21 protein-coding genes and 1 tRNA gene are annotated in these 20,435 nt (G+C 59.3%); 11 read left to right on the top strand and 11 right to left on the bottom strand.

Annotated elements, in window-relative coordinates; translation table 11 throughout:
* Positions 1 to 60 precede the first annotated feature (60 nt).
* From H1B37_RS19280 to H1B37_RS19270, 3 genes are read right to left on the bottom strand one after another with little or no spacing between them, the layout of a single operon-like run.
* Positions 61 to 810 (bottom strand): sulfite exporter TauE/SafE family protein, encoded by a 750-nt coding sequence (locus H1B37_RS19280; protein ID WP_182868293.1) that lies wholly within the window; start codon positions 808 to 810, stop codon positions 61 to 63.
* Entirely contained in the window at positions 807 to 2,162 is a 1,356-nt protein-coding gene (locus tag H1B37_RS19275) for an MFS transporter (RefSeq protein WP_182868292.1), read from the bottom strand. The genes H1B37_RS19280 and H1B37_RS19275 overlap by 4 nt, the downstream gene beginning before the upstream one ends.
* Positions 2,163 to 2,167: 5 nt before the next feature.
* Positions 2,168 to 3,181, bottom strand: a complete 1,014-nt coding sequence (locus tag H1B37_RS19270; protein ID WP_182868291.1) for a TauD/TfdA family dioxygenase — start codon at positions 3,179 to 3,181, stop codon at positions 2,168 to 2,170.
* A gap of 186 nt (positions 3,182 to 3,367) precedes the next feature.
* On the opposite strand from H1B37_RS19270, the gene H1B37_RS19265 reads away from it, so the two are divergent.
* From H1B37_RS19265 to H1B37_RS19255, 3 genes are all read left to right on the top strand, one after another.
* Positions 3,368 to 4,687 (top strand): Gfo/Idh/MocA family protein, encoded by a 1,320-nt coding sequence (locus H1B37_RS19265; RefSeq protein ID WP_182868290.1) that lies wholly within the window; start codon positions 3,368 to 3,370, stop codon positions 4,685 to 4,687.
* Positions 4,688 to 4,754: 67 nt separating this feature from the next.
* Entirely contained in the window at positions 4,755 to 5,789 is a 1,035-nt protein-coding gene (locus H1B37_RS19260; RefSeq protein ID WP_182868289.1) for a Gfo/Idh/MocA family protein, read from the top strand.
* On the top strand, positions 5,786 to 6,757 hold the full coding sequence (locus H1B37_RS19255; protein WP_182868288.1) for a carbohydrate kinase family protein: 972 nt from the start codon (positions 5,786 to 5,788) through the stop codon (positions 6,755 to 6,757). The genes H1B37_RS19260 and H1B37_RS19255 overlap by 4 nt, the downstream gene beginning before the upstream one ends.
* Here the strand turns inward: H1B37_RS19255 and H1B37_RS19250 are convergent.
* Both H1B37_RS19250 and H1B37_RS19245 read right to left on the bottom strand, forming a co-directional pair.
* Positions 6,744 to 7,070 (bottom strand): DUF6793 family protein, encoded by a 327-nt coding sequence (locus H1B37_RS19250; RefSeq protein WP_147868446.1) that lies wholly within the window; start codon positions 7,068 to 7,070, stop codon positions 6,744 to 6,746. The genes H1B37_RS19255 and H1B37_RS19250 overlap by 14 nt on opposite strands.
* A gap of 112 nt (positions 7,071 to 7,182) precedes the next feature.
* The gene (locus H1B37_RS19245; RefSeq protein WP_182868287.1) at positions 7,183 to 7,359 is read right to left on the bottom strand and encodes a hypothetical protein; all 177 of its coding nucleotides are present in this window, start codon (positions 7,357 to 7,359) and stop codon (positions 7,183 to 7,185) included.
* Positions 7,360 to 7,633: 274 nt separating this feature from the next.
* Between H1B37_RS19245 and H1B37_RS19240 the strand changes: the two genes are divergently transcribed.
* Positions 7,634 to 7,707 (top strand) — tRNA-Asp (locus tag H1B37_RS19240).
* Between the two features lie 638 nt (positions 7,708 to 8,345).
* Here the strand turns inward: H1B37_RS19240 and H1B37_RS19235 are convergent.
* A complete protein-coding gene (locus H1B37_RS19235) occupies positions 8,346 to 8,603 on the bottom strand; it encodes a GlsB/YeaQ/YmgE family stress response membrane protein (protein ID WP_182868286.1) in 258 nt (85 codons plus the stop codon).
* A gap of 358 nt (positions 8,604 to 8,961) precedes the next feature.
* Here H1B37_RS19235 and H1B37_RS19230 point away from each other — a divergent pair, with 358 nt between their 5' ends.
* Positions 8,962 to 10,353 carry a deoxyribodipyrimidine photo-lyase gene (locus H1B37_RS19230; protein WP_182868285.1) on the top strand — a complete coding sequence of 464 codons (1,392 nt, stop codon included), beginning with the start codon at positions 8,962 to 8,964 and terminating at the stop codon, positions 10,351 to 10,353.
* A 7-nt stretch (positions 10,354 to 10,360) separates the two neighbouring features.
* Here the strand turns inward: H1B37_RS19230 and H1B37_RS19225 are convergent, their stop codons facing one another.
* A complete protein-coding gene (locus H1B37_RS19225; protein ID WP_182868284.1) occupies positions 10,361 to 10,936 on the bottom strand; it encodes a hypothetical protein in 576 nt (191 codons plus the stop codon).
* Between the two features lie 268 nt (positions 10,937 to 11,204).
* The gene (locus H1B37_RS19220; protein WP_182868283.1) at positions 11,205 to 12,497 is read right to left on the bottom strand and encodes a glycosyltransferase; all 1,293 of its coding nucleotides are present in this window, start codon (positions 12,495 to 12,497) and stop codon (positions 11,205 to 11,207) included.
* 343 nt (positions 12,498 to 12,840) lie between these two features.
* Here H1B37_RS19220 and H1B37_RS19215 point away from each other — a divergent pair, with 343 nt between their 5' ends.
* The 3 genes from H1B37_RS19215 to H1B37_RS19205 all read left to right on the top strand — a co-directional run bounded on the left by H1B37_RS19215 (position 12,841) and on the right by H1B37_RS19205 (position 14,764).
* A complete protein-coding gene (locus H1B37_RS19215) occupies positions 12,841 to 13,575 on the top strand; it encodes an SGNH/GDSL hydrolase family protein (RefSeq protein ID WP_182868282.1) in 735 nt (244 codons plus the stop codon).
* A 106-nt stretch (positions 13,576 to 13,681) separates the two neighbouring features.
* The gene (locus tag H1B37_RS19210; protein WP_182868281.1) at positions 13,682 to 14,038 is read left to right on the top strand and encodes a hypothetical protein; all 357 of its coding nucleotides are present in this window, start codon (positions 13,682 to 13,684) and stop codon (positions 14,036 to 14,038) included.
* A 105-nt stretch (positions 14,039 to 14,143) separates the two neighbouring features.
* The gene (locus tag H1B37_RS19205; RefSeq protein ID WP_182868280.1) at positions 14,144 to 14,764 is read left to right on the top strand and encodes a tetratricopeptide repeat protein; all 621 of its coding nucleotides are present in this window, start codon (positions 14,144 to 14,146) and stop codon (positions 14,762 to 14,764) included.
* A 227-nt stretch (positions 14,765 to 14,991) separates the two neighbouring features.
* Here the strand turns inward: H1B37_RS19205 and H1B37_RS19200 are convergent, their stop codons facing one another.
* A complete protein-coding gene (locus tag H1B37_RS19200; RefSeq protein WP_182868279.1) occupies positions 14,992 to 16,596 on the bottom strand; it encodes a glutaredoxin family protein in 1,605 nt (534 codons plus the stop codon).
* A 549-nt stretch (positions 16,597 to 17,145) separates the two neighbouring features.
* The gene (locus tag H1B37_RS33930; RefSeq protein WP_261344625.1) at positions 17,146 to 17,274 is read right to left on the bottom strand and encodes a hypothetical protein; all 129 of its coding nucleotides are present in this window, start codon (positions 17,272 to 17,274) and stop codon (positions 17,146 to 17,148) included.
* Positions 17,275 to 17,467: 193 nt separating this feature from the next.
* On the opposite strand from H1B37_RS33930, the gene H1B37_RS19195 reads away from it, so the two are divergent.
* Together H1B37_RS19195 and H1B37_RS19190 are read left to right on the top strand one after the other, a co-directional pair.
* A complete protein-coding gene (locus H1B37_RS19195) occupies positions 17,468 to 17,926 on the top strand; it encodes a methyltransferase family protein (RefSeq protein ID WP_182868278.1) in 459 nt (152 codons plus the stop codon).
* Between the two features lie 57 nt (positions 17,927 to 17,983).
* Entirely contained in the window at positions 17,984 to 18,910 is a 927-nt protein-coding gene (locus H1B37_RS19190) for a helix-hairpin-helix domain-containing protein (RefSeq protein ID WP_182868277.1), read from the top strand.
* A gap of 19 nt (positions 18,911 to 18,929) precedes the next feature.
* On the opposite strand, the gene H1B37_RS19185 is transcribed toward H1B37_RS19190, so the two are convergent.
* On the bottom strand, positions 18,930 to 19,385 hold the full coding sequence (locus tag H1B37_RS19185) for a c-type cytochrome (protein WP_182868276.1): 456 nt from the start codon (positions 19,383 to 19,385) through the stop codon (positions 18,930 to 18,932).
* Between the two features lie 318 nt (positions 19,386 to 19,703).
* Here H1B37_RS19185 and H1B37_RS19180 point away from each other — a divergent pair, with 318 nt between their 5' ends.
* On the top strand, positions 19,704 to 20,435 hold the full coding sequence (locus tag H1B37_RS19180; RefSeq protein ID WP_182868275.1) for an ABC transporter ATP-binding protein: 732 nt from the start codon (positions 19,704 to 19,706) through the stop codon (positions 20,433 to 20,435).

Raw genomic sequence — 20,435 nt, 5'->3', positions numbered from 1 at the left:
CGCGGCCAACGCAGAACAGCTGAGGACAGCGGTTCTACATTGGCTGAAACGACGTCGTCGTTATTCACGGGCCCCGCGGACGACGAAGTAGATCGCCACCGCGACCAGCGCGATCGCGACAAAGGTTTGAAAACGCCGCGTCGAAAGACGACGGCTGAACATCGCCCCGACTTGGATGCCGACGATCGCCATCGGCGCAAGAGCCGCCGATTGCACCAACGTCTCCTGATCGATGAACCCCCGCACCGCCAGCCCGGCAACCTTGTACGACGCGACGGCGCAGAGAAATTGATTCAGGAACGCTTTGAATCGAGATTGTTCCCAGGGCTGTGACAACGCGTACGCGGCGACCGGCGGCCCGGCGATCGTGACCGCACCGGCCAGAAAGCCGCCCAAAGCGCCGGCGATCCATGACGACCCGGCTCGCGCCGGAATTTCTGATTTTGCCCTCCGCCGGTTGCGAATACTGATCGCGACCATCAACAAAATCGCCAGCCCCGTGCCTCGGATCAACCAATCTGGCGAAACCCACTCGAATGCCAACAACCCCAGCGGCATGCCGACCGCCGCCCCAACAAGTGCCCGCCACAGCGCCGACCAATCCGCTCCGTCGCGGTACGCCCAGGCGGCCATCATCAAGACCGGGACACTGGCCGTGGAAATGACCACGTGCGACTGGCGGACTTCAACAAACAACGGCAACAACGTCACCGCAACCATGCCGAATCCGAATCCAATCGCGCTGTGCACAAACCCGGCCGCCAGCGCGATCACGCCGATGTAAAGAAAGACGCTCGGGTCGTCAATCATCCTCCGTCCTCGACCAAGTCCCGCTGCTTCGTCTCTGGCAGCGTCAGCATCACGACAATGCCGACGATGAACAACGCCGACAACCACCAGACCGCATTCTGGATCGCAACGTCGTCACGCCCCTTCAGCCATCCCGAAAACAACAGCACCGGAACCGCCAATAAACGTCCGCCGTTGAAACAAAAGCTCGCCCCGGTCGCTCGAATGTGGGTCGGAAACAATTCGGGGAAGTAAATCGCATAGCCCGAGTGCATTCCCAAGGTCAGAAAACCGAACACCGGCAAAATGAACAACATCTGGGTGTACGTTTGCGGCACGAAGCAGACCACGGGAACGATCAACAACGCCAGAACGTGATAGGCGATGAACGTCGGCTTGCGTCCGAACCGCGCACACAGCGGGCCGAACGACAACAATCCCACACCGCCACCGGCCGCCTGGACGATGCCATACGCGAACTTGCTTTTCGCGCCCGCGGTCTCGGGATCCGTTCCAATCGACAACAACAACGCCCGGACCAGATCCTGCCCGGCGACCGTGACCGACCAAAACGTGCCCAATCCGACTGCGGCCAACAGCATGCCGCGGATCGCCAGCCCGTTCCATTTGGGGTTGAGTAGCAGATCCGCAAAACTGCCTGATTTCTGCCCCAATGCACTGTTCCGCGTCGCCTGCCATCGCTCCGGCTCTTTCACACTCGCCCGCACCCACACGATCAACAACGCGGGCAGCACGCCGAGCAGGTAGGCATAGCGCCAGTTCGATCCGACCAGAATTCCCGACAGCGCGGCCAACCACGTCCCCAGAATACTGGACGCATGAAAAATCCCCGCCGCCTGGGCGCGGGCCTTTTTGGGAAACACCTCGGCCACCAAACTTGCCGCCACGGCCCATTCGCCGCCGATCCCGAGGGCCACCAAAAAACGCAACACGCCGATCACGTAGATGTCGTTGGCGAAGTACGTCAGCCCTGAGAACAGCGAATACATCAAGATCGTGGCGATCATGATCGGTCGCCGGCCCAGCCGATCGGCCAACGATCCGAACAGCAAGCCGCCGATGGTCCCGCCGGCTAAGAAGATCGCCAGAAAATTGTCGCCCCACGCCTTGGCCGCGGCCTCATCACCGTCCAGCACTTCCAACAGCATGTCGCTGCGGGTGATGTTGAAAATCTGACCTTCATAGACGTCGAACACCCAGCCCGCGCAGGCGATGATCAAGATCAGCCACTGGTAACGCGTGACGCCGCTGTACCAGCGACCCGACGAACTGTCCCCCGGATCAAAATGAATCTCAGGCCCGGACGTTTCTGCTTTCGCGGGCTGGTAGGGATTCGGATTGTCGTCATCCATGTCGATTAACCCACCGCGTCAAAAGCATGGGTTCGCATTTCCGCCAGTGACGCGAGCACCTTGCGTGTTCCCGTGAACGGTCGCCGTGCGTGCATGGCGACGGTGTTGTCCAACAACACAATGTCACCGGCCTGCCATTGATGGTCATAGGCAAGCTGTTCGGCCAATTCGACCGCCACCTTGACTGCTTCCGGATCAAGCTTGGTGCCGTCGCCATGACGGATCGCATCGGACGGATCGTTGCGTTCGTCCTTCCACCCGCAATAGGCGGCGATCAATTGATTGAAAAACGTTTTCTTTCCGGGCGACGTTTCCATCACCGCCGGCAACTGGGGCGTCGTCGCTCTTAAGCAATCGTCGGCCAGCCACTGGAAACTGTAGCCCAACTCGCCCAGCCGAGCTTCGGCTTCCGCCTTCGTCTTCACACCCAATGTGCTGTGCCAGCTGCGTCCCATCCCCGACTGGGCGTCGTCGATTCCCGGCATCACATTCGTGTAACGCAACCCCGTCGATTCACACTTGGCGGCAAACTCCGGACACTGCTCGGCCAACTTCGCATACAAGATATCGCTTCGGCAAAGCGGCGTCGCGCCACCGGACTGCGGTGCGATCTCGCAGTAAAACAGAATGTACTTCGGGTACAACGGGGTCTGCGCCATCTCGTGATGAAAAAAAATCTTGACGTCCGGCGGGGCTTCGTTAGCGGAAAATACCCGCGGCGTCCGGTTGATTCGCACCGCGTTGGACAGCGACTTGGCGTACGGAAAGTTGTCGAGATTCAATGCTTGGATAAACGCGTCAAAGTCTTCCACCGTCGGCGTAGGAAACCCACGGAACGCCAACGCGCCGTGCTGACTGGCCAGTGCCAACAGATCATCACGACTTTCGGACACCCAGCCGGTGAACTGGTCCAACGTGACCGTGTCTTGGTCACAACTGTATGCCAAGGGAAATAACGAATCGCCTTCGTTTCGCTGGCCGTCGATCGACGCGCGACGCATGCCTTGTAAAGGAGTCATGGATACCGATGTCGGGAAGGAAGGGGAGGGAGAGGTGGGAGCAGAATCAAGTCGACTTTCGCATCAGCTTAGCGTATGACGACCAGCCTGTGTGCCTGTCCGATGTTACACTGTCGTCTCCGACTCGCCGTCACTCCCCCGGCGTTCGAATTCCATCTCCCCCCTCCTTCTGACCGTATCCCCACCATGTCAACGACACGACGTACGTTTTTGGCGAGATGCGTCTCCGGTCTCGCCGCCTCCACCGTTGCCTATCGCTGTGGTGACGCGACGGCGGCCAAGAGCGATCGCCCGATATTCGGATTGATCGGGGCCGGTTGGCAACCAGACACCAAACGCCAAGGTCGCGGTATCGCGATCGGCAGCCAGGCCGCCCGACTTGCCGACATCCCCGTGATCTGCGAACTCGACACGGTCGCGGCCGAGTTTGCAAATCAAAAGATCTGCGGCGGCAAAGCGACAATCGTGGACGATTACCGGCGTGTTCTGGATGATCCGTCGATCGAAGCGGTGTTGATCGCGACGCCGGATCATTGGCACGCGAAAATCGCCATCGAAGCGATGCGGGCGGGCAAGGACGTGTACTGTGAAAAACCCGTCGCGGTCACGATCCAAGAAGGCCAATGGCTGCGCGCGGTCGCGGCGGAAACCGGCCGCGTGTTCCAGGTCGGAACGCAGCAGCGCAGCGAATACGACCAGCGGTTTTTGAAGGCGATCGCGATGGTACGCAGCGGCCGCGTCGGAAACCTGCGGCGCATCCACATCGGGCTCGGCGCCGGATGGAAAGGCGGCCCGTTCGCGACCGCCACGCCACCACCGTCTCTCAATTGGGAGCGTTGGCTCGGCCCCGCACCGTTGACCGAGTACATCCCCCAGCGGACTCATCGCACGTTTCGCTGGTGGTTTGAATACGCCGGCGGACAACTGTGTGATTGGGGCGCCCATCACGTCGACATCGCGCAGTGGGCGATCGGGCAAGAAAACGGCGGCCCGATCTCAATCGGCGGAACCGCCACGATGAATCAACCCCTGCGATCCGGCATGCCGACCCGCAGCGACACCTACAACACGCCGATCGAGTTTTCGGTGACCGCCAACTTCCCCGGCGGAATCGAAATGCTGATCGATTCCTCGCGTAACGGCATCACGTTTGAAGGCGACCGGGGACGTTTCTTCGTCAATCGCGGAACACTGGAAGGAACCCCGGTCAGCCAACTGGACGATCGACCGCTGGATGACGATGCAGTCACGTCGCTCTACCACGGCAAACAACCGACGTCCCACATGCAGAACTTCGTCGATTGTCTGAAGTCGCGCGAGCAGCCGATCTCGGACATCGCCACCCACCACCGTGTGTTGACCACGTGTCATCTGGCCAACATCTCGCTGCGATTGGGGCGAACACTCCACTGGGACGCTAAAACGGAACAGATTTCCGGCGATGACGAAGCCGTCGGGCTGATGTCACGCGACTATCGCTCGGGTTACGAAATCAACGGCGTCTGATACCCTGGCGATCGCTTCCATGTTCGCCCTTCCTTCCAACACGCTACCTTCCCTCGATAAGCTCACAATGAATTTGGTTCGATACGGATTGATCGGTTTCGGCGCCTGGGGAAAACACCACGCCGATGCGATTACCAAAGCTCACAACGCCCAACTGGTCGGGGTTGCGGCGCACAGCGAGGCGACGGCTGCGGACGCCGCAAGCGCCTACCCGGACGCGTTTGTCACGACCGACTACCACGCATTGCTCGCCCGCGAAGACCTGGATGTCATCGATGTCGTCGTGCCCAGTTACTTGCACCACGAAGTCGCCACGGCGGTGCTGCAATCCGGCAAGCACCTGCTGCTGGAAAAACCGATGGGAATCGATTTGCCGCAATGTGACTCGATGATCGCGTCGGCCGAACAGCACGATCGGTTGTTGTGCGTCGGACACGAACTGCGTTTGTCGTCGATGTGGGGCAAGGTCAAGGAGATGATCGACGACGGGTTCATCGGCACGCCGCAGTACTGTCTGGTCGAACTATCCAGAAACCCCTATCGCCAGGGCGCCGGCGGATGGCGTTACGACATCAACCGCGTCGGCAACTGGATTTTGGAAGAACCGATTCACTTCTTCGATCTCGCACGCTGGTACCTGGAACCGGCCGGATCGCCCCAATCGGTCTACGCGACGGCCAACTCTCGCGATCCGTCGCGGCCCGAATTGCAAGACAACTTCAGTGCGATCATGCACTTTTCCGGTGATGCCTACGCGGTCGTTTCCCAGACACTCAGCGCATTCGAGCACCACCAAACCGCCAAAGTCACCGGCAGCAAAGGCGCCTTGTGGGCCTCCTGGAGCGGCGCGATGGATCGGACACGGCACCCGACGTTTAAACTGCGCGCCTTCGACGGCAACGAAGTCGTCGACGTGCCGATCGAGAAGCCTACCGGGGAATTGTTCGAGCTGGAGGACCAGATCGTGCGGGTGGCCGAGGCGATTCAGAACGGTCGACCGTTGCACTGCACGGCCCAAGACGGTCGTTGGTCCGTCGCGATGTGCTTGGCCGCGTCCGCGTCCGTCGCCAGCGGCGCCAAAGAACCGATCGACCAAGGATGAACCAGCAGCCGGACATCGTCGGCATCGGCGTGTCCGTTTGGGACAGCGTCATGTTGGTCGACGTGTTGCCCGAGCGGGGAACGGTCGTGCGGGCCAAACGACACGTCGAAGGAATCGGCGGCGGCATCACGGTCGCGGTGGCCACCGCGGCACGCTTGGGTTCAGCAACGGCAATGATCGATTCGCTCGGAGACGACGCGGCGGCAACGCGAATTCTGGACGTGTTGACGCGTGAAGCCGTCGACACGCGGTGCGTCGTCCGCCAAACCGGCCACTCCAGTTCGCTCGCCTCGATTTGGTCGGAAACCCAGGCGGCCGAGCGGACGATCGTGTTCTCACCCGGCTCGGCTTGCAACCGACTCCAGTGGACGCCGCAAATCGAAGCCCTGATTTCCGGCGCCAAACTGCTGCATCTCAACGGACGTCACCCCGAGGTGTGTCGGCGGGCGATCGAGGTCGCCAACGCCTCGGGCGCGAAAGTCTCGTTTGACGGCGGCGCGTACCGCTACCGCCAGGAAATTCTGCCGCTGCTGGCGACGGCCGACATCGCGATCGTGGCCCGGCAATTTGCCCAGTCGCATTATCAGCGGCAACGTCGATCCGACTCGCCAAAGAGTTCGATGGAACTGGCCGAGTTTTTGATTCAGGACCTGGACTGCGAACTCGTCGGCGTCACCGATGGGGCCGATGGCAGCTCTCTGGTCGGCCGCGACGGCGCTCGTTTTCACCAGCAAGCGATATCACCCGAGCGGGCGATCGACACGACCGGGTGCGGAGACACGTATCACGGCGCGTTCCTGCACGGATACGTTCGCGGACTGACGATTCAGCAAGCGGCCCGATTGGCGGCTGAGGTCGCATCGGACAATGCGCGTCGGCTGGGGGGATTGGCGTTCGACCACACGCCATTCGGATCAGCACACGACGGATCGGACAGCCCTTCGTCGAGCGGTACTACCAACCCATGACCATGTTGGATTCGATCATCTTGCGGGCCTGATCGAGGTCGCTACCGGTCTCCATGCGGTACAACCGAATCGCGTTGACCTTGTCGCCGGCGGATCGATTCAGACATTCACGGGCAACCATGCAAGGGTCGAGCGTCGTGTTGGTCAGACCCAGGGCGCCTTTGCTGATCACCCAGGTATCGCGGGGACGTTTGGTCAACCGCACCAGCTCGTCGTGCGGATACGCCTCATGCACAACATTTCGCGCCGCGTCTTCGTCTTCCGCCCACGTGATGATGATGTGGGAGTTCGTTTCGATTTCAAAAAGTGGCATTTCCAGTTCTCCGTGCGAAGCGGTTTCGCCGGTGGTGGGCCGACCGAACCGGTCAAAGGTCGGACCCAGCAGATGTCTCGGGGGTCTCAGGTGATACTACGTTGCCAAGGAGTTATCGGTTTATTCCGGTCCCCTTCAAGCACAAAAACCCGAACGCGACGGCGCAACCGGCGACAATTCCCCAGTGGGTGGTCGTCATTTGCGAGGAATACGCAGTCAATTCGTTGCCGACGTCTCGGATCAAGTCGCTGACCGAACCCAACAGGGGCGGAGGGGAGTCAAAAAACATGGCGATATTTTCTAGGGCTAGAGAACGGGGGAGCAACCGTCAAAAATTAGATCCCCGGTACAGGTCGAGAGAAAAATTCCGCCCCGAGCGGGGAAAACCACGGCCCGGGGGGCATGCTTTTTTTGGCAAAATGCGACCAGCAGAAATAATCCGAACCAGAAGGTTAAAGAAAGATCTGCGAATGAGCCGAAGGATGGTCTTGCGGCGGGAGAGACCGTCGATATAATTCCGCCTCCACGAAGGATGGAACGCAACATTCAGCGAACCAAACTTCGGCGCGGTAGCTCAATTGGTTAGAGCCCCGGACTGTCGATCCGGAGGTTGCGGGTTCGAGTCCCGTCCGCGTCGCTACCCGAAAAATCGCCCCGTTCATCACGGGGCGATTTTTTTTTTGGGGCGTAGGAGTTCGAATCGATTGTCAACGCAAGTGCTCGGGTGCCTAAGCACATCGTTGCCGGCCCGGCGAAATGGAGACGTCGGTGCAACACTTTGCTGCAACGAACCAATGCGAACGCGGAGGTGATTGTGATCGACGTTTCCAACACCGTACCGCTACGCCTGGTCCTCTTTGACATAGGGCTGCCAAGCTCACGTCAAACGGCTAACCGTCGCGTTGACGGCGCGACCGAGTTTGTGCCTTCGATCAGTCCTTCGACAACAGCGGAAATCGAATCACGCCGACGTTCCAGGGAGCCTCGATCACCGTCGCCCCCGAAACATCCGCGATCGCGGTTCTGTGCGCCGCAGGCGGAGCGATGATGTTCCTGCGACGCAGACGCAAATCCCACCGTTGAGAAGACAGTTGAGAAGATCGTCGTGGTTGCGCGCTCCGCGGCCGGCAAAGGACAGCGGTTCTTCATTGGCCAGCAGTGTCGGACCTTTGTTCCAAAGTGTTTCGTTGGCTGCTTGCAGCTGAGCCGCGTTGTCCTCTGACCGCGGGGCGGTCACGGGGAACAGCCGGGGACAGCGGTTCTACAATGTGACGATTACCCCGCGATGTGGCCTCGTCGGGTTGCGATGGCCAGTACCAGCACGGCACCGAGGATCGATCCGATCCATCCACTCGCTTGGAATGCGTTTCCGCCAAATAGCAGGTACCCCAAGAAGCCTCCGACAAACGAGCCGACGATCCCCAACAAGGTCGTTCGCAACAGCCCGATGTCCTGACGCCCGGGATATGCCAAGCGGGCAAGAAGACCGACGATCAGACCAAATAGGATCCAGCCAATGATGGGAATCAGCATGAAGTTTCTCCCTAGGAAATCAGAGTTTGCAATCGAAAACCGGTAGGGTTCCTTTGCGAAGACCGTGCCAATTCGAAATCGTCTGGACCTGGCGTTGGAGAAACCGCGGGAGCAACCGCTATCGCGATCGTAACGCTCGGCAAAACACGACCATGTCGGACGACAGTTTCGTTGCGGACGGTTGAACGAAACCCTGTCGCGTTGACCGCTTACCGACCAAATGCCGGTTAAACGGGCGACACATCCATCAACGGATCAAGTGGGCGCCGGTTGGCGCGATGTTTGCATCGCCGAACGTCTTTCGACTTCCACGATGTGTTCCCCGCTTCGACCACCACCATCACCAGTTCACCCGCCCATGGCAACTCAGCTCATTCAGCCGCAACGGATCAACCACCTCAACGACCGCGACGTTTGCCAGGGTGACTATGTGCTGTACTGGATGGAGCAGAGTCAGCGTGCCCAGTGCAATCACGCCTTGGAGTTTGCGATCCGTCGTGCCAACGAGATCCAGCAACGACTGCTCGTTCTTTTCGTGATCGCCGATGATGACGAACAACTCACCCTGCGTCAGGCGACCTTCATGATAGAGGGGCTTCGGCAAACTCAGACTGAACTACAGACCCGCGGGATCAAACTGGTTGTTCGTTGCGGAAATCCCACCGACGTCGTCTGTGGCGTCGCCCGAAACGCTTCACTCGTCGTCTGCGATCGAGGCTATTTGCGGCATCAGAGATCCTGGAGGCAATCCGTCGCGTCCGAAGCACCGTGTCAGGTGGTGCAAGTGGAATCCGACGCCATCGTTCCTGTCGATCTGGTGTCGGTTCACCGAGAGTACGCCGCACGCACCCTCCGGCCCAAACTCCACGATCACCTGGACGAATTCCTGGTCGAATTGTCAACCACTCCGATCGAGAAAGACTCCATGAACGTTTCCGTTCAGGGAGAAGACGTAGCGGAGTTGGATTCCGAAGCTGGAAAGTTCCAGGTTGACCGAAGCGTTCCGGCCGTGCCCGAATTGTTTCGGGGCGGAACGTCGCAGGCCAACGCGAGACTGGAGCGATTCATCGAAGACAAATTGAGTCAATACGAAGACGATCGAAGTCGTCCGGAACTTCAATCGCTGTCTTACATGAGCCCCTACCTGCACTTCGGCCAAATCTCTCCGCTGGCGATCGCACTGAAAATCCAAAACACTTCCGCGGGGACTCAGAGCGATCGAGAATCGTACCTGGAAGAGCTATTGGTTCGACGTGAGTTGTCACAGAACTTCACTAACTTCACTGAAGACTACGATTCGTTTTCATGCCTGCCGGATTGGGCAACCGAGACGCTTGAGCACCATCGCGACGACCCCCGCGAACACCACTACACGTTTTCGGAACTCGAAAATGCTGAAACACACGATGACTACTGGAACGCCGCGATGCGCGAGATGCGTTGCACCGGGTACATGCACAATCACATGCGGATGTATTGGGGCAAGCAAATCTTGGCGTGGACCAACACGCCGGAGTACGCGCACCGAGTCGCGTTAACATTGAACAACAAGTATTTTCTGGACGGTCGCGATGCCAATAGCTTTGCCAACGTCGCCTGGATCTTCGGCAATCACGACCGCGCTTTCGGGGAACGGGACGTCTTCGGAAAAGTCCGCACGATGACGCGATCGGGACTGGAGCGCAAGGCGGACCCCGACCAGTACGTCCGCCGGGTCAACAAACGCTGTGAAACACTCTCCGAATCGTGATTCCGTTTCAATCGATGCGAACGGCCCACACCCGAAAACTCGGATCGTGAGCCTTGGTGCCTTCCAAGACGCGCCCATTGGGTGAAAGCGAGACGCGATCCGGCGGAATCCGTTTCCAGCGAAATTCGTAGGTTCCTTTTTCAGGATCAATCAACCGCCAAGTCCCGGCTCCGTTGGTTTGTCCGTGGTCAAGATTCTTGATGTCGACACCGTTGTTCCAACGCCATGTCCCCAAGATGGCTTTGTCTCCGGCAACCGTGGAAAGAGTCTGTTTCGTTGACTGCCGATTCGGGGGAACGATTTCGGTCGCTCCGATGCGTTCCATGTGATCGCGAAGGGTAACGGCGCTGTCCAGTTCCCCTTGTTCCATGTGGGCCTTCTTTCGCTTGCCCAACCGCTTCATCAGCGATTCGCGAAGTGCCTTTCGTTCTTCGATGTACGATTCCTCCAAGCGGGTCCGCGCGTCCTGGTACCGTCGATCAATCGACCGGATATCGGTCGCATGTTGGTCCAGCTCGCTGGCAAGCTGACTATCGGAAGACTGCGTCTCCGGGAGATTCTCCTCCGCGAACGACGTGCCCATTGGAAGCAGAATAACAACCACACTCGCGAGGATTAAGAGGGTCCGCCGACTCACTGTCCATCTCCCTTGTTGCGTTCACGCTCGACACACGAAAGCCTATTCAGGCCACTTTGGGACCAACATTCTAACAGAAAACACAACCAAGCAACGAAAAGAACGTCGTCAGATCGACCCCATCAAGGCCTGGTCGGCCTATTTTTCCTAAGCGGCCGCTCGATCGCCGCCCCCGCTTCGCCGCTTGGGATTGAGCCGACCGCCAGATCCAGTGTCACTCCCCCGCAGTCGCGGCGATAGGCCGGTTCGTCCCATCTCCAAGCACCGTTTCGATGATGCTGGCCGCCTGGCCGACTCCGTCTGTCGATGCAATGGTCCGCTGAAATGTCTTCGCGTTTTCGGTGTACAGCGGGTTTTGCAACAACGTTTGCAGCCCCTCGCGGATCTTGCCGGCGGTCAGCTTGTTCAGGCCGATCACCTGGCCCAGACCGTGGTGCCGGATCCTTGCGGCGACGCCCGGCTGGTCATTGGTGATCGGAATTGCCAACATCGGGACTCCATGGGCGATGGACTCCAGCGCCGTGTTCAGTCCCGCGTGCGTGATGCACACCGAGGCCCTCTGCAGCAGTTCCAACTGCGGGGCGTAGTCGACGACGATCGGATCGCCCGGCAGTGCTGCGAAGTCGTCGGCGTTGTCACCGCCACCGAGCGAGAGGACCAGCTGCACCGGTAACTCTCGACAAGCCTCCGCAATCGTCTCGAACACGTGACGGATCTGGTTTTGCAATGTTCCCATCGATGCGTAGATCAACGGGACATCGTCCGACAACCGCTCCCAAGGAAACTCCACCGGAGGCCGTGAATTGCGATTGTGGAACGGGCCTGTGTAGTGAAAACTCGGCTCGATCTGACGGCGGGGAAAATCCAGTGCCGCCGGTAGTTGAACCACTTGGGCTAGATCGGACCCCATTTCCGACACCGTGTTGTATCGGGGCAATCCGTTCTGCCGCTGGTATCGGTTGGCGATGGCCAACAGTGGCGTTGCCAAACGATTCTGCAATCCGTTCAGCATTCCGATCGCAATCCGCCCCAGCGGACCACGCCCCGGGCCAAGATTGCTGAATACCGGGGGGACGATGGCGTCCAGATTCAACGGCAGTGCGTTTGACAACGTCACGTAAGGGATCTGTTCGGCTCGGGCGACCACCGCTCCGGCGGGCACGACTTGATCAATGATCAACCCGTCGATTTGATCCGCTTCGAAACACACCGGCAGGTCACGCAGCCCGACGGTGATGCGACGCTTTAGCAATTCAACGGTGAAACGCACCGCAGCCAACCCGGCCAGGTTCCCCAGCTGGCGATAGCTTTCCTCGATCGCGTCCGCTCCCAAGTCGTCCAAACCATAGGGTCGCACGCGAAAGCCGGCCGCCCGGATCTTCTCCACGCCGTTGACCAGCGTGTAGAACGTGACTTCGTGCCCCCGCCGATCTAACTCAGTTGCCAGCGTGATCGACGGGTTGATGTGCCCCGGCGATGAAAACGTCGCGATCCCGATCTTACTCACCAAGTGGCCCCCGTGTTGATGTCCAGCAAGGCCGCCCAGTTTACACACCTGAGCCTCCTGTCAGCAGGTTTCTGCGAAGCGAAACTTAGCTGAACAGCGCCATTTTGCACAAGAAACATCGTGAATCGCCGGTCAAACGTAGCTACCTTCGCCAGAAGCCGGGTCCTTGGGTTTTTCCACGCTCGCATCGAACGTCGCTACGTCAAAGCTTTCATGCGTGACGCCCGGCCAGCGGTTACACTTTGCGGGACGCCCGGGTGGCAATCGCAGAAAGCAACACCACCTGCATGTCACACTGGTCTGATCAACCGTTCCCTTCCCTCAACTTCTTGCCAAATCCATCATGAAACGCCGCGTGTTTTTGTCCGCCGCCGCTTCGGCGGGTACCGTTGCCTGCCTGACCCCGTCCCCTCTGTTTGCCGCCGAGAAACTTACCTTGTCCCAAGGCGACGTGATTCTGTTCCAAGGCGATTCGATCACCGATGCCGGGCGGAATAGAAAATCGCCCGTTGCCAACGAGGGCCTCGGACGCGGATACCCCAAATTCATCGCCGAATCGTTGCATCAGGATTACCCCGACCTGGACCTGCAGATCCACAACCGCGGGATCTCCGGCAACAAAGTTCCCGACCTGGACCGCCGCTGGCAACAAGACTGCATCGACATCAAACCCAAGATCCTAAGCATCCTGATCGGAGTCAACGACATCTGGCACATGCTTAACGGTCGCTACGACGGAACGTCGGAAACCTATCGCGACGGTTTTGCCGCGTTGCTGGAGCGGACGCGGGACGCGCTTCCGAAGACGACCTTTGCAATTTGTGAGCCGTTCGTGTTGATGAGCGGAACGGTGAAAGAAAACAAAGACAAGTGGTTCCCCGAATTCGACGTCCGCCGCCAGTATGCCAAACAAGTCGCACAGAATGCCGGCGCCATCTGGGTCCCCTTTCAATCCATGTTCGACCAGGCGGTTGCCGAGGGAACCGAACCCGAATCGCTTGCCGGCGACGGCGTGCACCCCACGCAACTTGGACACCAGCTGATGGCCAAGACCTGGCGCCAGACGGTGGGCGTTTGACGCACCGGGCGGCCGAATTGATTCGCATTCGCCGCACAGCCCTTGACTGACGGCGTTGCAATGTGATCATCATTCCGCCAGTGTATTTTTCTTTGGATCGCCCCTGATGAATTTTCGCCGACGCATCGCGGAATCTGTTCTCCGCCAGACACTCCTGTGGGGTGTCTTCGTCGGCTTTTGCGGCGGCATCTTCGCAACGCCCTGGGCGGCGTTGCTGCCAGACGACCACCATCCGACCTCGCTGGTCGTGGCGGCACTGGACCAACCGGCCCTGCCGTCCGAGTCGATCAGCAGGGTCGGTGGCGAGGGCTCCCAACCGCTCCAGCCGACCGCGACGGCTTTCCTCAATGCCGATCGGGTTGGTTCTGGCGCGGTGGAACGCTGCGGCCGAGTGTTGGGTCCATCCAACACACCGCCCGCCCCATTCTCTCTCGTCGCATGCGGAGTTCGTTTGCAGATCTAGGCGCGACGACGTCGGTCCGTCACGCCCATTTGTTTCTGCAACTCTTTCCGCCCAACGCTCCGGTGATCCGCACGCATCGTGCCACCGGTCTGCAACGAGATCCCTATGTCAAACTCAAAAACATCCAATCCCGTCATCGAATCGGCCGTCAACCACGCCGCCCCCTCACCCTCGGCCGATACACTTCCCGATCGCATCAGCCAACAGATTCAAAACGGAAATTACGCCGCGGCCTATGACGCCCTGCGGACGATGCCACGCTCCCCCGGGAACCTAAGCTGCCTTGGCGTGCTCGCGATGCGGATCGGCCACACCGACGAGGCCATTCGAATCTTTCGCGGCATGGTGCTTTGCCCCGGAACCACGATCTGTCGCCGCGACGCCGACGACACCTTGCTGATCAATTACGCCACCGCACTGCTGTTGGGCAACCTTCCCAGCGGTGCGATCGACGTGTTGGGAAACTTGAACAACCGCGACGCGTTGCCGGCGATCCAGATCCGATCGGCGATTAAACGCTGGGCTTCCGGGCTGTCGTTCTGGAGACGGCTGGATTGGAAATTGAATCACATCGAGCCACCAAACTGCTCGGTCCCGATCGATTTCGCCCCCGGAGTGTTCCCGATTGCCATCCAGTCACATGGGGTGACTCTCGCTGCAGGGGAACTCAGCCGCCCGACTGATCCAGTTACCCGTCGCTCCACGACGCATTCGCGGAACGATTGACAGCAGACCGCTTACCGCAACCGGCCATGGCGCCGGTTGCGGACAAGCCCCGATTCATTCTGCCCCGATTCATTCTGTCATCCCTTCCCGACCCTCACCCCCACGACAGCACACAACAGCCGGACAGAGTAGCAGCCCCCCCAACTCTTCATCGTACAACGCCCGATCGCACACCCCCAAAAAGAGCGCAAGGCTCAGGCGGGACGTCGATTTGCCGCACGTTGGTTTTACGACCCAAGTTGCAACCACGCAGGACGAAGAAGCATGACCAGACCGAGCAACAGGATGACCGCACCGCTGAGCAGCTTCAGCCAACGCCCCTCGCGTTCCTGCAATCTGCGATGCGATAGTGTCGCGACCACCACCGTGACCAGCAGCGCGTCGTCAAACATGTAGGCCACGATGTAAAGCAACAGATAGGAATAGTTCTTCCACGCCGGATACTCCTGGATCGTCAACACTTGTGTGTACAGCGCCGGCAGTCCCGCGGTACACAACAGCTCAATCATGTTGACGATGACCGCCAAGACCACGGCGCCGGCCAGTGCTACCGTCAAGTACTTGGCACCGACGATCTCTCGGACGCGGCGATACAACCCCGGCTTGCGCGACTCGGGAATCGACAGCGAAATCCCTTTCTTGAACGCGAAAAAGTCTTTGACGTTGACCGCGCCGATGAACAACGCCAACAACCCCAACGCGATCTGCACCGGGCGGGCGATCCCGATCAATAAAAACAGACTCAGCCAAGCCGCCATGAACGCGAAATAGGCCAGCCCGCTGATGAAGACGAACGTACCGGCGATGATCAGGATTTTGCGTCGATCCTTGATGTTGACCAACACCGAAAGCAAAAACACCAACACCCACATTGCGCAGGGATTGAACCCGTCGATCAAACCGACCGCCAGCGTGAACAGCGGCATGCCCAGCTCCGAGGCACTCAGCGGCCCCAGCATCGGAACATCGATCGTGTCGCTCGTCACCACTTCCAACGGCACCTCGCTCGCCCCCGTCTCCGCCGCAGTGGCCTCATCGGGAAGCTCCAACATGTCCAGCGAGATCTCCGGCGGGGAATCCACCTGGGAATCTGCGTCCGCTGAATCCAACTGCACCGAATCCTCCCCCGGCGGTGGTTGCGCCGCCAGTAAGACCGTCGGCAACCACACCGCTCTCGGCAGCACCAAGGTCGACCACCACGCTGCCTGGGCGTTCAGCGTGCGATCGGCGTCGCTCACCAGTCGATCGCCTGCGCCCTCAGGACGTGTCCAACCCAACGGTTCGTCCGATTTCACTCCGGACACGTCTCTGATCAGTTGGTCCAGTTGCGCGCCCGTAACGTCGTCGCCCTGGTATCCGATCAGGATGCGTCCGGCGAAATCGATCGTCGGCAATCCCGGCGGGCTGCCCGCTTTACGACACAACGCCTCCCATGCCGACCTTGCTGTCCCAGAGCGGTCAACATCATGAATGACAAACCGAACCGCCGGCCAGCGTTTCTTCAGCGTCGGTAGAAACGATTTCAGTTTCTGGCACTTGGGACAAGTCGTGCGGGTGTAAAGATTGGCGGTGAACAGTTTTTCGATTTCCGGTCCGGTTCGAACCGCATCGTCGAACCCGAAAAACATTCGGTCGCAAACAAAAAACGCGGGCAGCACCGGCGTCGGCCGTCCCGATCGCTTGGACAGCTGGTACAACCGCAACAATTGCGATTTATCTTTCAAGACGTCATGGATTCGAATCTCAAGCCCAGTGGTCCGTTGTTTCAGTTGTCCACAGTAGGCATCGACGGCTTCGGCGGAATCACGGTCGCTGCGGACGAACACGTCCATTCGTATGACACCGACCGCCTCGCTACCGCGAAGTTCTTCGGCGCGTACTATGGTCGACGAACCGGTCCACCACACAAGAACACTTAGTAGCAGAAGTCGTAAAAGCATCGTCGCATGCCCTGTTGTCCACTCAACGGAAGACAGGCTGGAAGCCTATCCCACTGTATTTCCGCTCGGTCTGTCCCTCGGCAACAAGTGCACGAACCATACCAATGCCATGCAACGAATCGTCACAGTCTCACGCCGACTCTTCTGCTTGGCCGCGGAGCTGGGTGACCGAGTAGCGGCGTGACGGCGTCGAGTAGGTAGTCGGCCAACCACGCGTCATCATGCGAATCGTGGATCGGAGCCCCGACAATCACCGCGTCGTACGCATCCAGCGCGATCGGTGTTTCGGGGTCAACCGCAAGATTGTGGCGATCCGATCGCAAATCCCTACTTACGAGGCCGCTTGCTGATTCCAACAGCGACCTTTTCGGTTTGACCCTCATCGCTGGCAACGAGAATCAATGTCCGCATCCGATCGGTCCTGGCTGGAACATCGGATCATCAAAGTAAAGCGTGAAGGGTTCCGGCCACGGTTTTGGCAAAAATCAGCAGCGACATGATGGCGATCACAATCACCGAAACCCAGAAGATTTTCTCGTGTGGGGAGTCCTTCCAATTGATACGGCTCATCGTTCTGCCTCGTGGTTTGGAGAGCGACGTGATGACGGAAGCACGACTCAACGCCTTGGATCGTCCGTGCAGACCGTAAAATGCACTTCGCGTGCCAATTTGGAAGTGTCACGATTGCCCGTCACACTGTGCGGCAGCGTCTCGCATGTCGCCTTCCACAGCCGTTTTCGCACACCCAACGTTTGAGTTCAGTATGTTGCTCTGGTTTCTCGTCTTTGCCCAATTTCTTCTCGCCGCGGCGCTGGTGCTGTCGGCACGGTGGTCGCCGCTGCCGGTGGTGGCCCTCGCGGCCGCGGCGCCGGGGATCGTGTTGGCGGTCTGGGCGTGGGTCAAGGTGGGATGGAACAAGATCCGCATCCATCCTTCGGCGACCGACGACACACAGTTGCTGACCGACGGGCCGTACGCGATCGTCCGCCACCCGATGTACACCGGCCTGCTCTGGTTCACCGCGGCCTTGCTACTGACTCCCTTTCAATGGTGGCGCCTGGCCAGCTGGGGCGCCTTGCTGTTGGTGTTGTCGACCAAAGCCAACCACGAAGAGGTCTCGATGCAGGATCGTTTCGAAAAATACCCGGCGTACCGGCGACGCGTGGGCCGTTTGCTCCCACGTTGCCAACGGCACACGAAATGCCCGTCTATAATGGATTAAACCCGACGGGGTTTTCTGGTGACGATCGGACAACCACGAAACTGCAGGCGGTGTGTCATGGAAAATGCAACTTCCCAGGCGTCGCTCTTTCCCGTCGACGATCCCACCCAGCGGCAACAGGCCGGACTGGATGAGAACCGGCGGATCGCCAATCACCTCGGCGAAATCGCCAGTCTGTTGGAATCGCAACACGCCAGCGAGTTCCGCGTGTCGGCCTACCGCAAGGCCGCCGGGACGCTACTGAACCTGCAAACGCCGGTCCGCTGGATCGATCAAAAGCACGGCATCGACGGACTGATTCGAATCGAAACGGTCGGCCAATCGATCGCCAATTTGATCGACCAGTATCTGCGAACCGGTCGCGTGCCCCTGCTGGATCGTCTGCGTGGTGAAGCCACCGCCGAAAAAATCTTTACGACCTTGCCCACGATCGGTCCCGAATTGGCCCACCGAATCTACGACGCCTTGCACGTGGAAACCTTGCCCGAACTCTACGGCGCCGCGATCAACGGCAAACTGGATGAAGTCCCCGGGATCGGAAAGAAGCGTGCCGCGGCGATCCAAGAAGTACTCGCCGAACGTTTGCGTCGCTCCCCCGGTCCAACGACACCGCTGTACCCGGCCACCGACCGCTCGATTCCGGTCCGAGAACTGTTGGACATCGATACGGAATACCGTCAAAAGGCCAATCAGGACAAACTTCCGAAGGTCGCCCCCACCAAGTTCAACCCCGGCAATGTCGCCTGGTTGCCGATCTTGCACACCGAGCGAGAAGGTCGCCACTACACCGCCCTGTTTTCCAACTCCGCCCGGGCTCATGAATTGAACACGACCAAGGACTGGGTCGTGATCTATCGCGACGACGATCAACAACACGGTCGATGGACGGTGATCACGTCACAATTTGGTAAACTGCACGGCTGCCGAATCATTCGCGGCCGTGAAGACGAATGCCGCGAGATTTATCTAAGACAACCACAATGACCGCCCGATCCACGCAGCTCTAGTAATAAGGCACAAAGGGCGTCGGAACGTAGATCTCGACTTCGTAATGCTGCTGCAAAAACGTCACCAAGTCCGCCAACTGCGTGACCGTCATCTCGTCGTTGTACAGCCGCATCTTCGAAACTTCGCCGTCCTTGATCTGCTCGGATTCGTAACCGAATGCAAATCGGTGCGACGGGTTGATGATCGACGTGACGAGCTCTCCATAGGTCACGACGTAGCCCTTCTTGCCCCCGAGGACAACCGTGCCGACCTCTTCGGAGTGCACCGGATCCAGTTCTACACCCGCCACGGTGTGGCAGGCATTGCACTTCAGCTCGACAAACGTCGCTTTGCCACGTTCGGCATCCCCTTCGGGCAACGTGAATCCCCAACCGGATTTCGGATCCGACGTACAGCCTGCCATCGCCGACAACAAAACAATACCCAAGACCATTTTGACAGAATTGACCATGGATCCGTTGGGATGCTGGAGGAAAGAAATGCGCAATTGCGTTTGTCGGTCACCCGAGTTGCAACCACTGTGCCAACGGAACAGAGCATCAAATTCACGCCGCACCAAGCCGTCGCCACCATGCCGTCACCGCACACTCCCGATCCGTCTGTGCGGTAACGCGCAGGATCCTCACGTGCAGGATCCTCACGTGCACCAGCCTCACGTGCACCAGCCAACACACCAGCGGTTGCAGCGCCCTTGCCGATCGCGTTACCCTTCCCAACACCTGCACATCACGGCGAGGATTGACGAACGCGGGGGGAGTTCCCTATCGAAATGAATTCATCGAATCCCCCAACCGCGCGTCAAAGCGTTTTTCGGGCCGTCGACATCGCCAAAATCTATCAAATGGGCGAGGTCCAAGTGCACGCGCTGCGGGGCGTCAGCGTGGAGCTGTACGAAGGCGAGTTCGTCGTGCTGCTGGGCGCCTCGGGCAGCGGAAAGTCGACGTTGCTGAACATCCTGGGCGGACTGGACGCGCCCAGCTCGGGCACCGTTCACTATCTGGACCGAGAGCTGACCGCCAGCGATCCGTCACAGCTGACCCGCTACCGTCGCGACAACGTGGGGTTCGTGTTTCAGTTTTACAACCTGATCCCCAGCTTGACGGCGCGAGAGAACGTCGAATTGATCACCGAGATCGCGACCGAGCCGATGGATGCATTGGACGCGTTGGACTTGGTGGGACTAAAAGACCGGTCCGACCACTTTCCCGCGCAGCTGTCCGGCGGGGAACAGCAGCGGGTCGCGATCGCCCGCGCGATCGCAAAGAACCCCAAGGTCTTGCTGTGCGACGAACCGACCGGCGCGTTGGACGTGCAAACCGGCATCGTCGTGTTGCAAGCGATCGGTCAGATCAATCAACAACTCGGGACCACCACGGCGGTGATCACGCACAACGCGGAGATCGCCAAGATGGCCGATCGGGTGATCTTGCTGTCCGACGGCCACATCGCCGGCATCGAGCGGAATTCGACCAAGGTCGCGGCGCAGGACCTGAGGTGGTGA

This window comes from Stieleria mannarensis (assembly GCF_014154935.1).
Classification (GTDB): Bacteria; Planctomycetota; Planctomycetia; order Pirellulales; family Pirellulaceae; genus Stieleria; species Stieleria mannarensis.
Note: the sequence above shows the minus strand (reverse complement) of the source record. Positions and strands in the feature narration are given on the sequence as shown.

What these genes read in the sequence shown, in the direction of transcription:
- H1B37_RS19225 (WP_182868284.1), bottom strand. Translation starts at nt 10,936, where the DNA reads ATGGGCACGTCGTTCGCGGAGGAGAATCTCCCGGAGACGCAGTCTTCC.
- H1B37_RS19200 (WP_182868279.1), bottom strand. Translation starts at nt 16,596, where the DNA reads ATGGACGTGTTCGTCCGCAGCGACCGTGATTCCGCCGAAGCCGTCGAT.
- H1B37_RS33930 (WP_261344625.1), bottom strand. Translation starts at nt 17,274, where the DNA reads ATGAGCCGTATCAATTGGAAGGACTCCCCACACGAGAAAATCTTCTGG.
- H1B37_RS19245 (WP_182868287.1), bottom strand. Translation starts at nt 7,359, where the DNA reads ATGTTTTTTGACTCCCCTCCGCCCCTGTTGGGTTCGGTCAGCGACTTG.
- H1B37_RS19250 (WP_147868446.1), bottom strand. Translation starts at nt 7,070, where the DNA reads ATGCCACTTTTTGAAATCGAAACGAACTCCCACATCATCATCACGTGG.
- H1B37_RS19210 (WP_182868281.1), top strand. Translation starts at nt 13,682, where the DNA reads ATGAATTTTCGCCGACGCATCGCGGAATCTGTTCTCCGCCAGACACTC.
- H1B37_RS19180 (WP_182868275.1), top strand. Translation starts at nt 19,704, where the DNA reads ATGAATTCATCGAATCCCCCAACCGCGCGTCAAAGCGTTTTTCGGGCC.
- H1B37_RS19260 (WP_182868289.1), top strand. Translation starts at nt 4,755, where the DNA reads ATGAATTTGGTTCGATACGGATTGATCGGTTTCGGCGCCTGGGGAAAA.
- H1B37_RS19270 (WP_182868291.1), bottom strand. Translation starts at nt 3,181, where the DNA reads ATGACTCCTTTACAAGGCATGCGTCGCGCGTCGATCGACGGCCAGCGA.
- H1B37_RS19255 (WP_182868288.1), top strand. Translation starts at nt 5,786, where the DNA reads ATGAACCAGCAGCCGGACATCGTCGGCATCGGCGTGTCCGTTTGGGAC.
- H1B37_RS19215 (WP_182868282.1), top strand. Translation starts at nt 12,841, where the DNA reads ATGAAACGCCGCGTGTTTTTGTCCGCCGCCGCTTCGGCGGGTACCGTT.
- H1B37_RS19190 (WP_182868277.1), top strand. Translation starts at nt 17,984, where the DNA reads ATGGAAAATGCAACTTCCCAGGCGTCGCTCTTTCCCGTCGACGATCCC.
- H1B37_RS19280 (WP_182868293.1), bottom strand. Translation starts at nt 810, where the DNA reads ATGATTGACGACCCGAGCGTCTTTCTTTACATCGGCGTGATCGCGCTG.
- H1B37_RS19230 (WP_182868285.1), top strand. Translation starts at nt 8,962, where the DNA reads ATGGCAACTCAGCTCATTCAGCCGCAACGGATCAACCACCTCAACGAC.
- H1B37_RS19195 (WP_182868278.1), top strand. Translation starts at nt 17,468, where the DNA reads ATGTTGCTCTGGTTTCTCGTCTTTGCCCAATTTCTTCTCGCCGCGGCG.
- H1B37_RS19205 (WP_182868280.1), top strand. Translation starts at nt 14,144, where the DNA reads ATGTCAAACTCAAAAACATCCAATCCCGTCATCGAATCGGCCGTCAAC.
- H1B37_RS19185 (WP_182868276.1), bottom strand. Translation starts at nt 19,385, where the DNA reads ATGGTCAATTCTGTCAAAATGGTCTTGGGTATTGTTTTGTTGTCGGCG.
- H1B37_RS19275 (WP_182868292.1), bottom strand. Translation starts at nt 2,162, where the DNA reads ATGGATGACGACAATCCGAATCCCTACCAGCCCGCGAAAGCAGAAACG.
- H1B37_RS19235 (WP_182868286.1), bottom strand. Translation starts at nt 8,603, where the DNA reads ATGCTGATTCCCATCATTGGCTGGATCCTATTTGGTCTGATCGTCGGT.
- H1B37_RS19265 (WP_182868290.1), top strand. Translation starts at nt 3,368, where the DNA reads ATGTCAACGACACGACGTACGTTTTTGGCGAGATGCGTCTCCGGTCTC.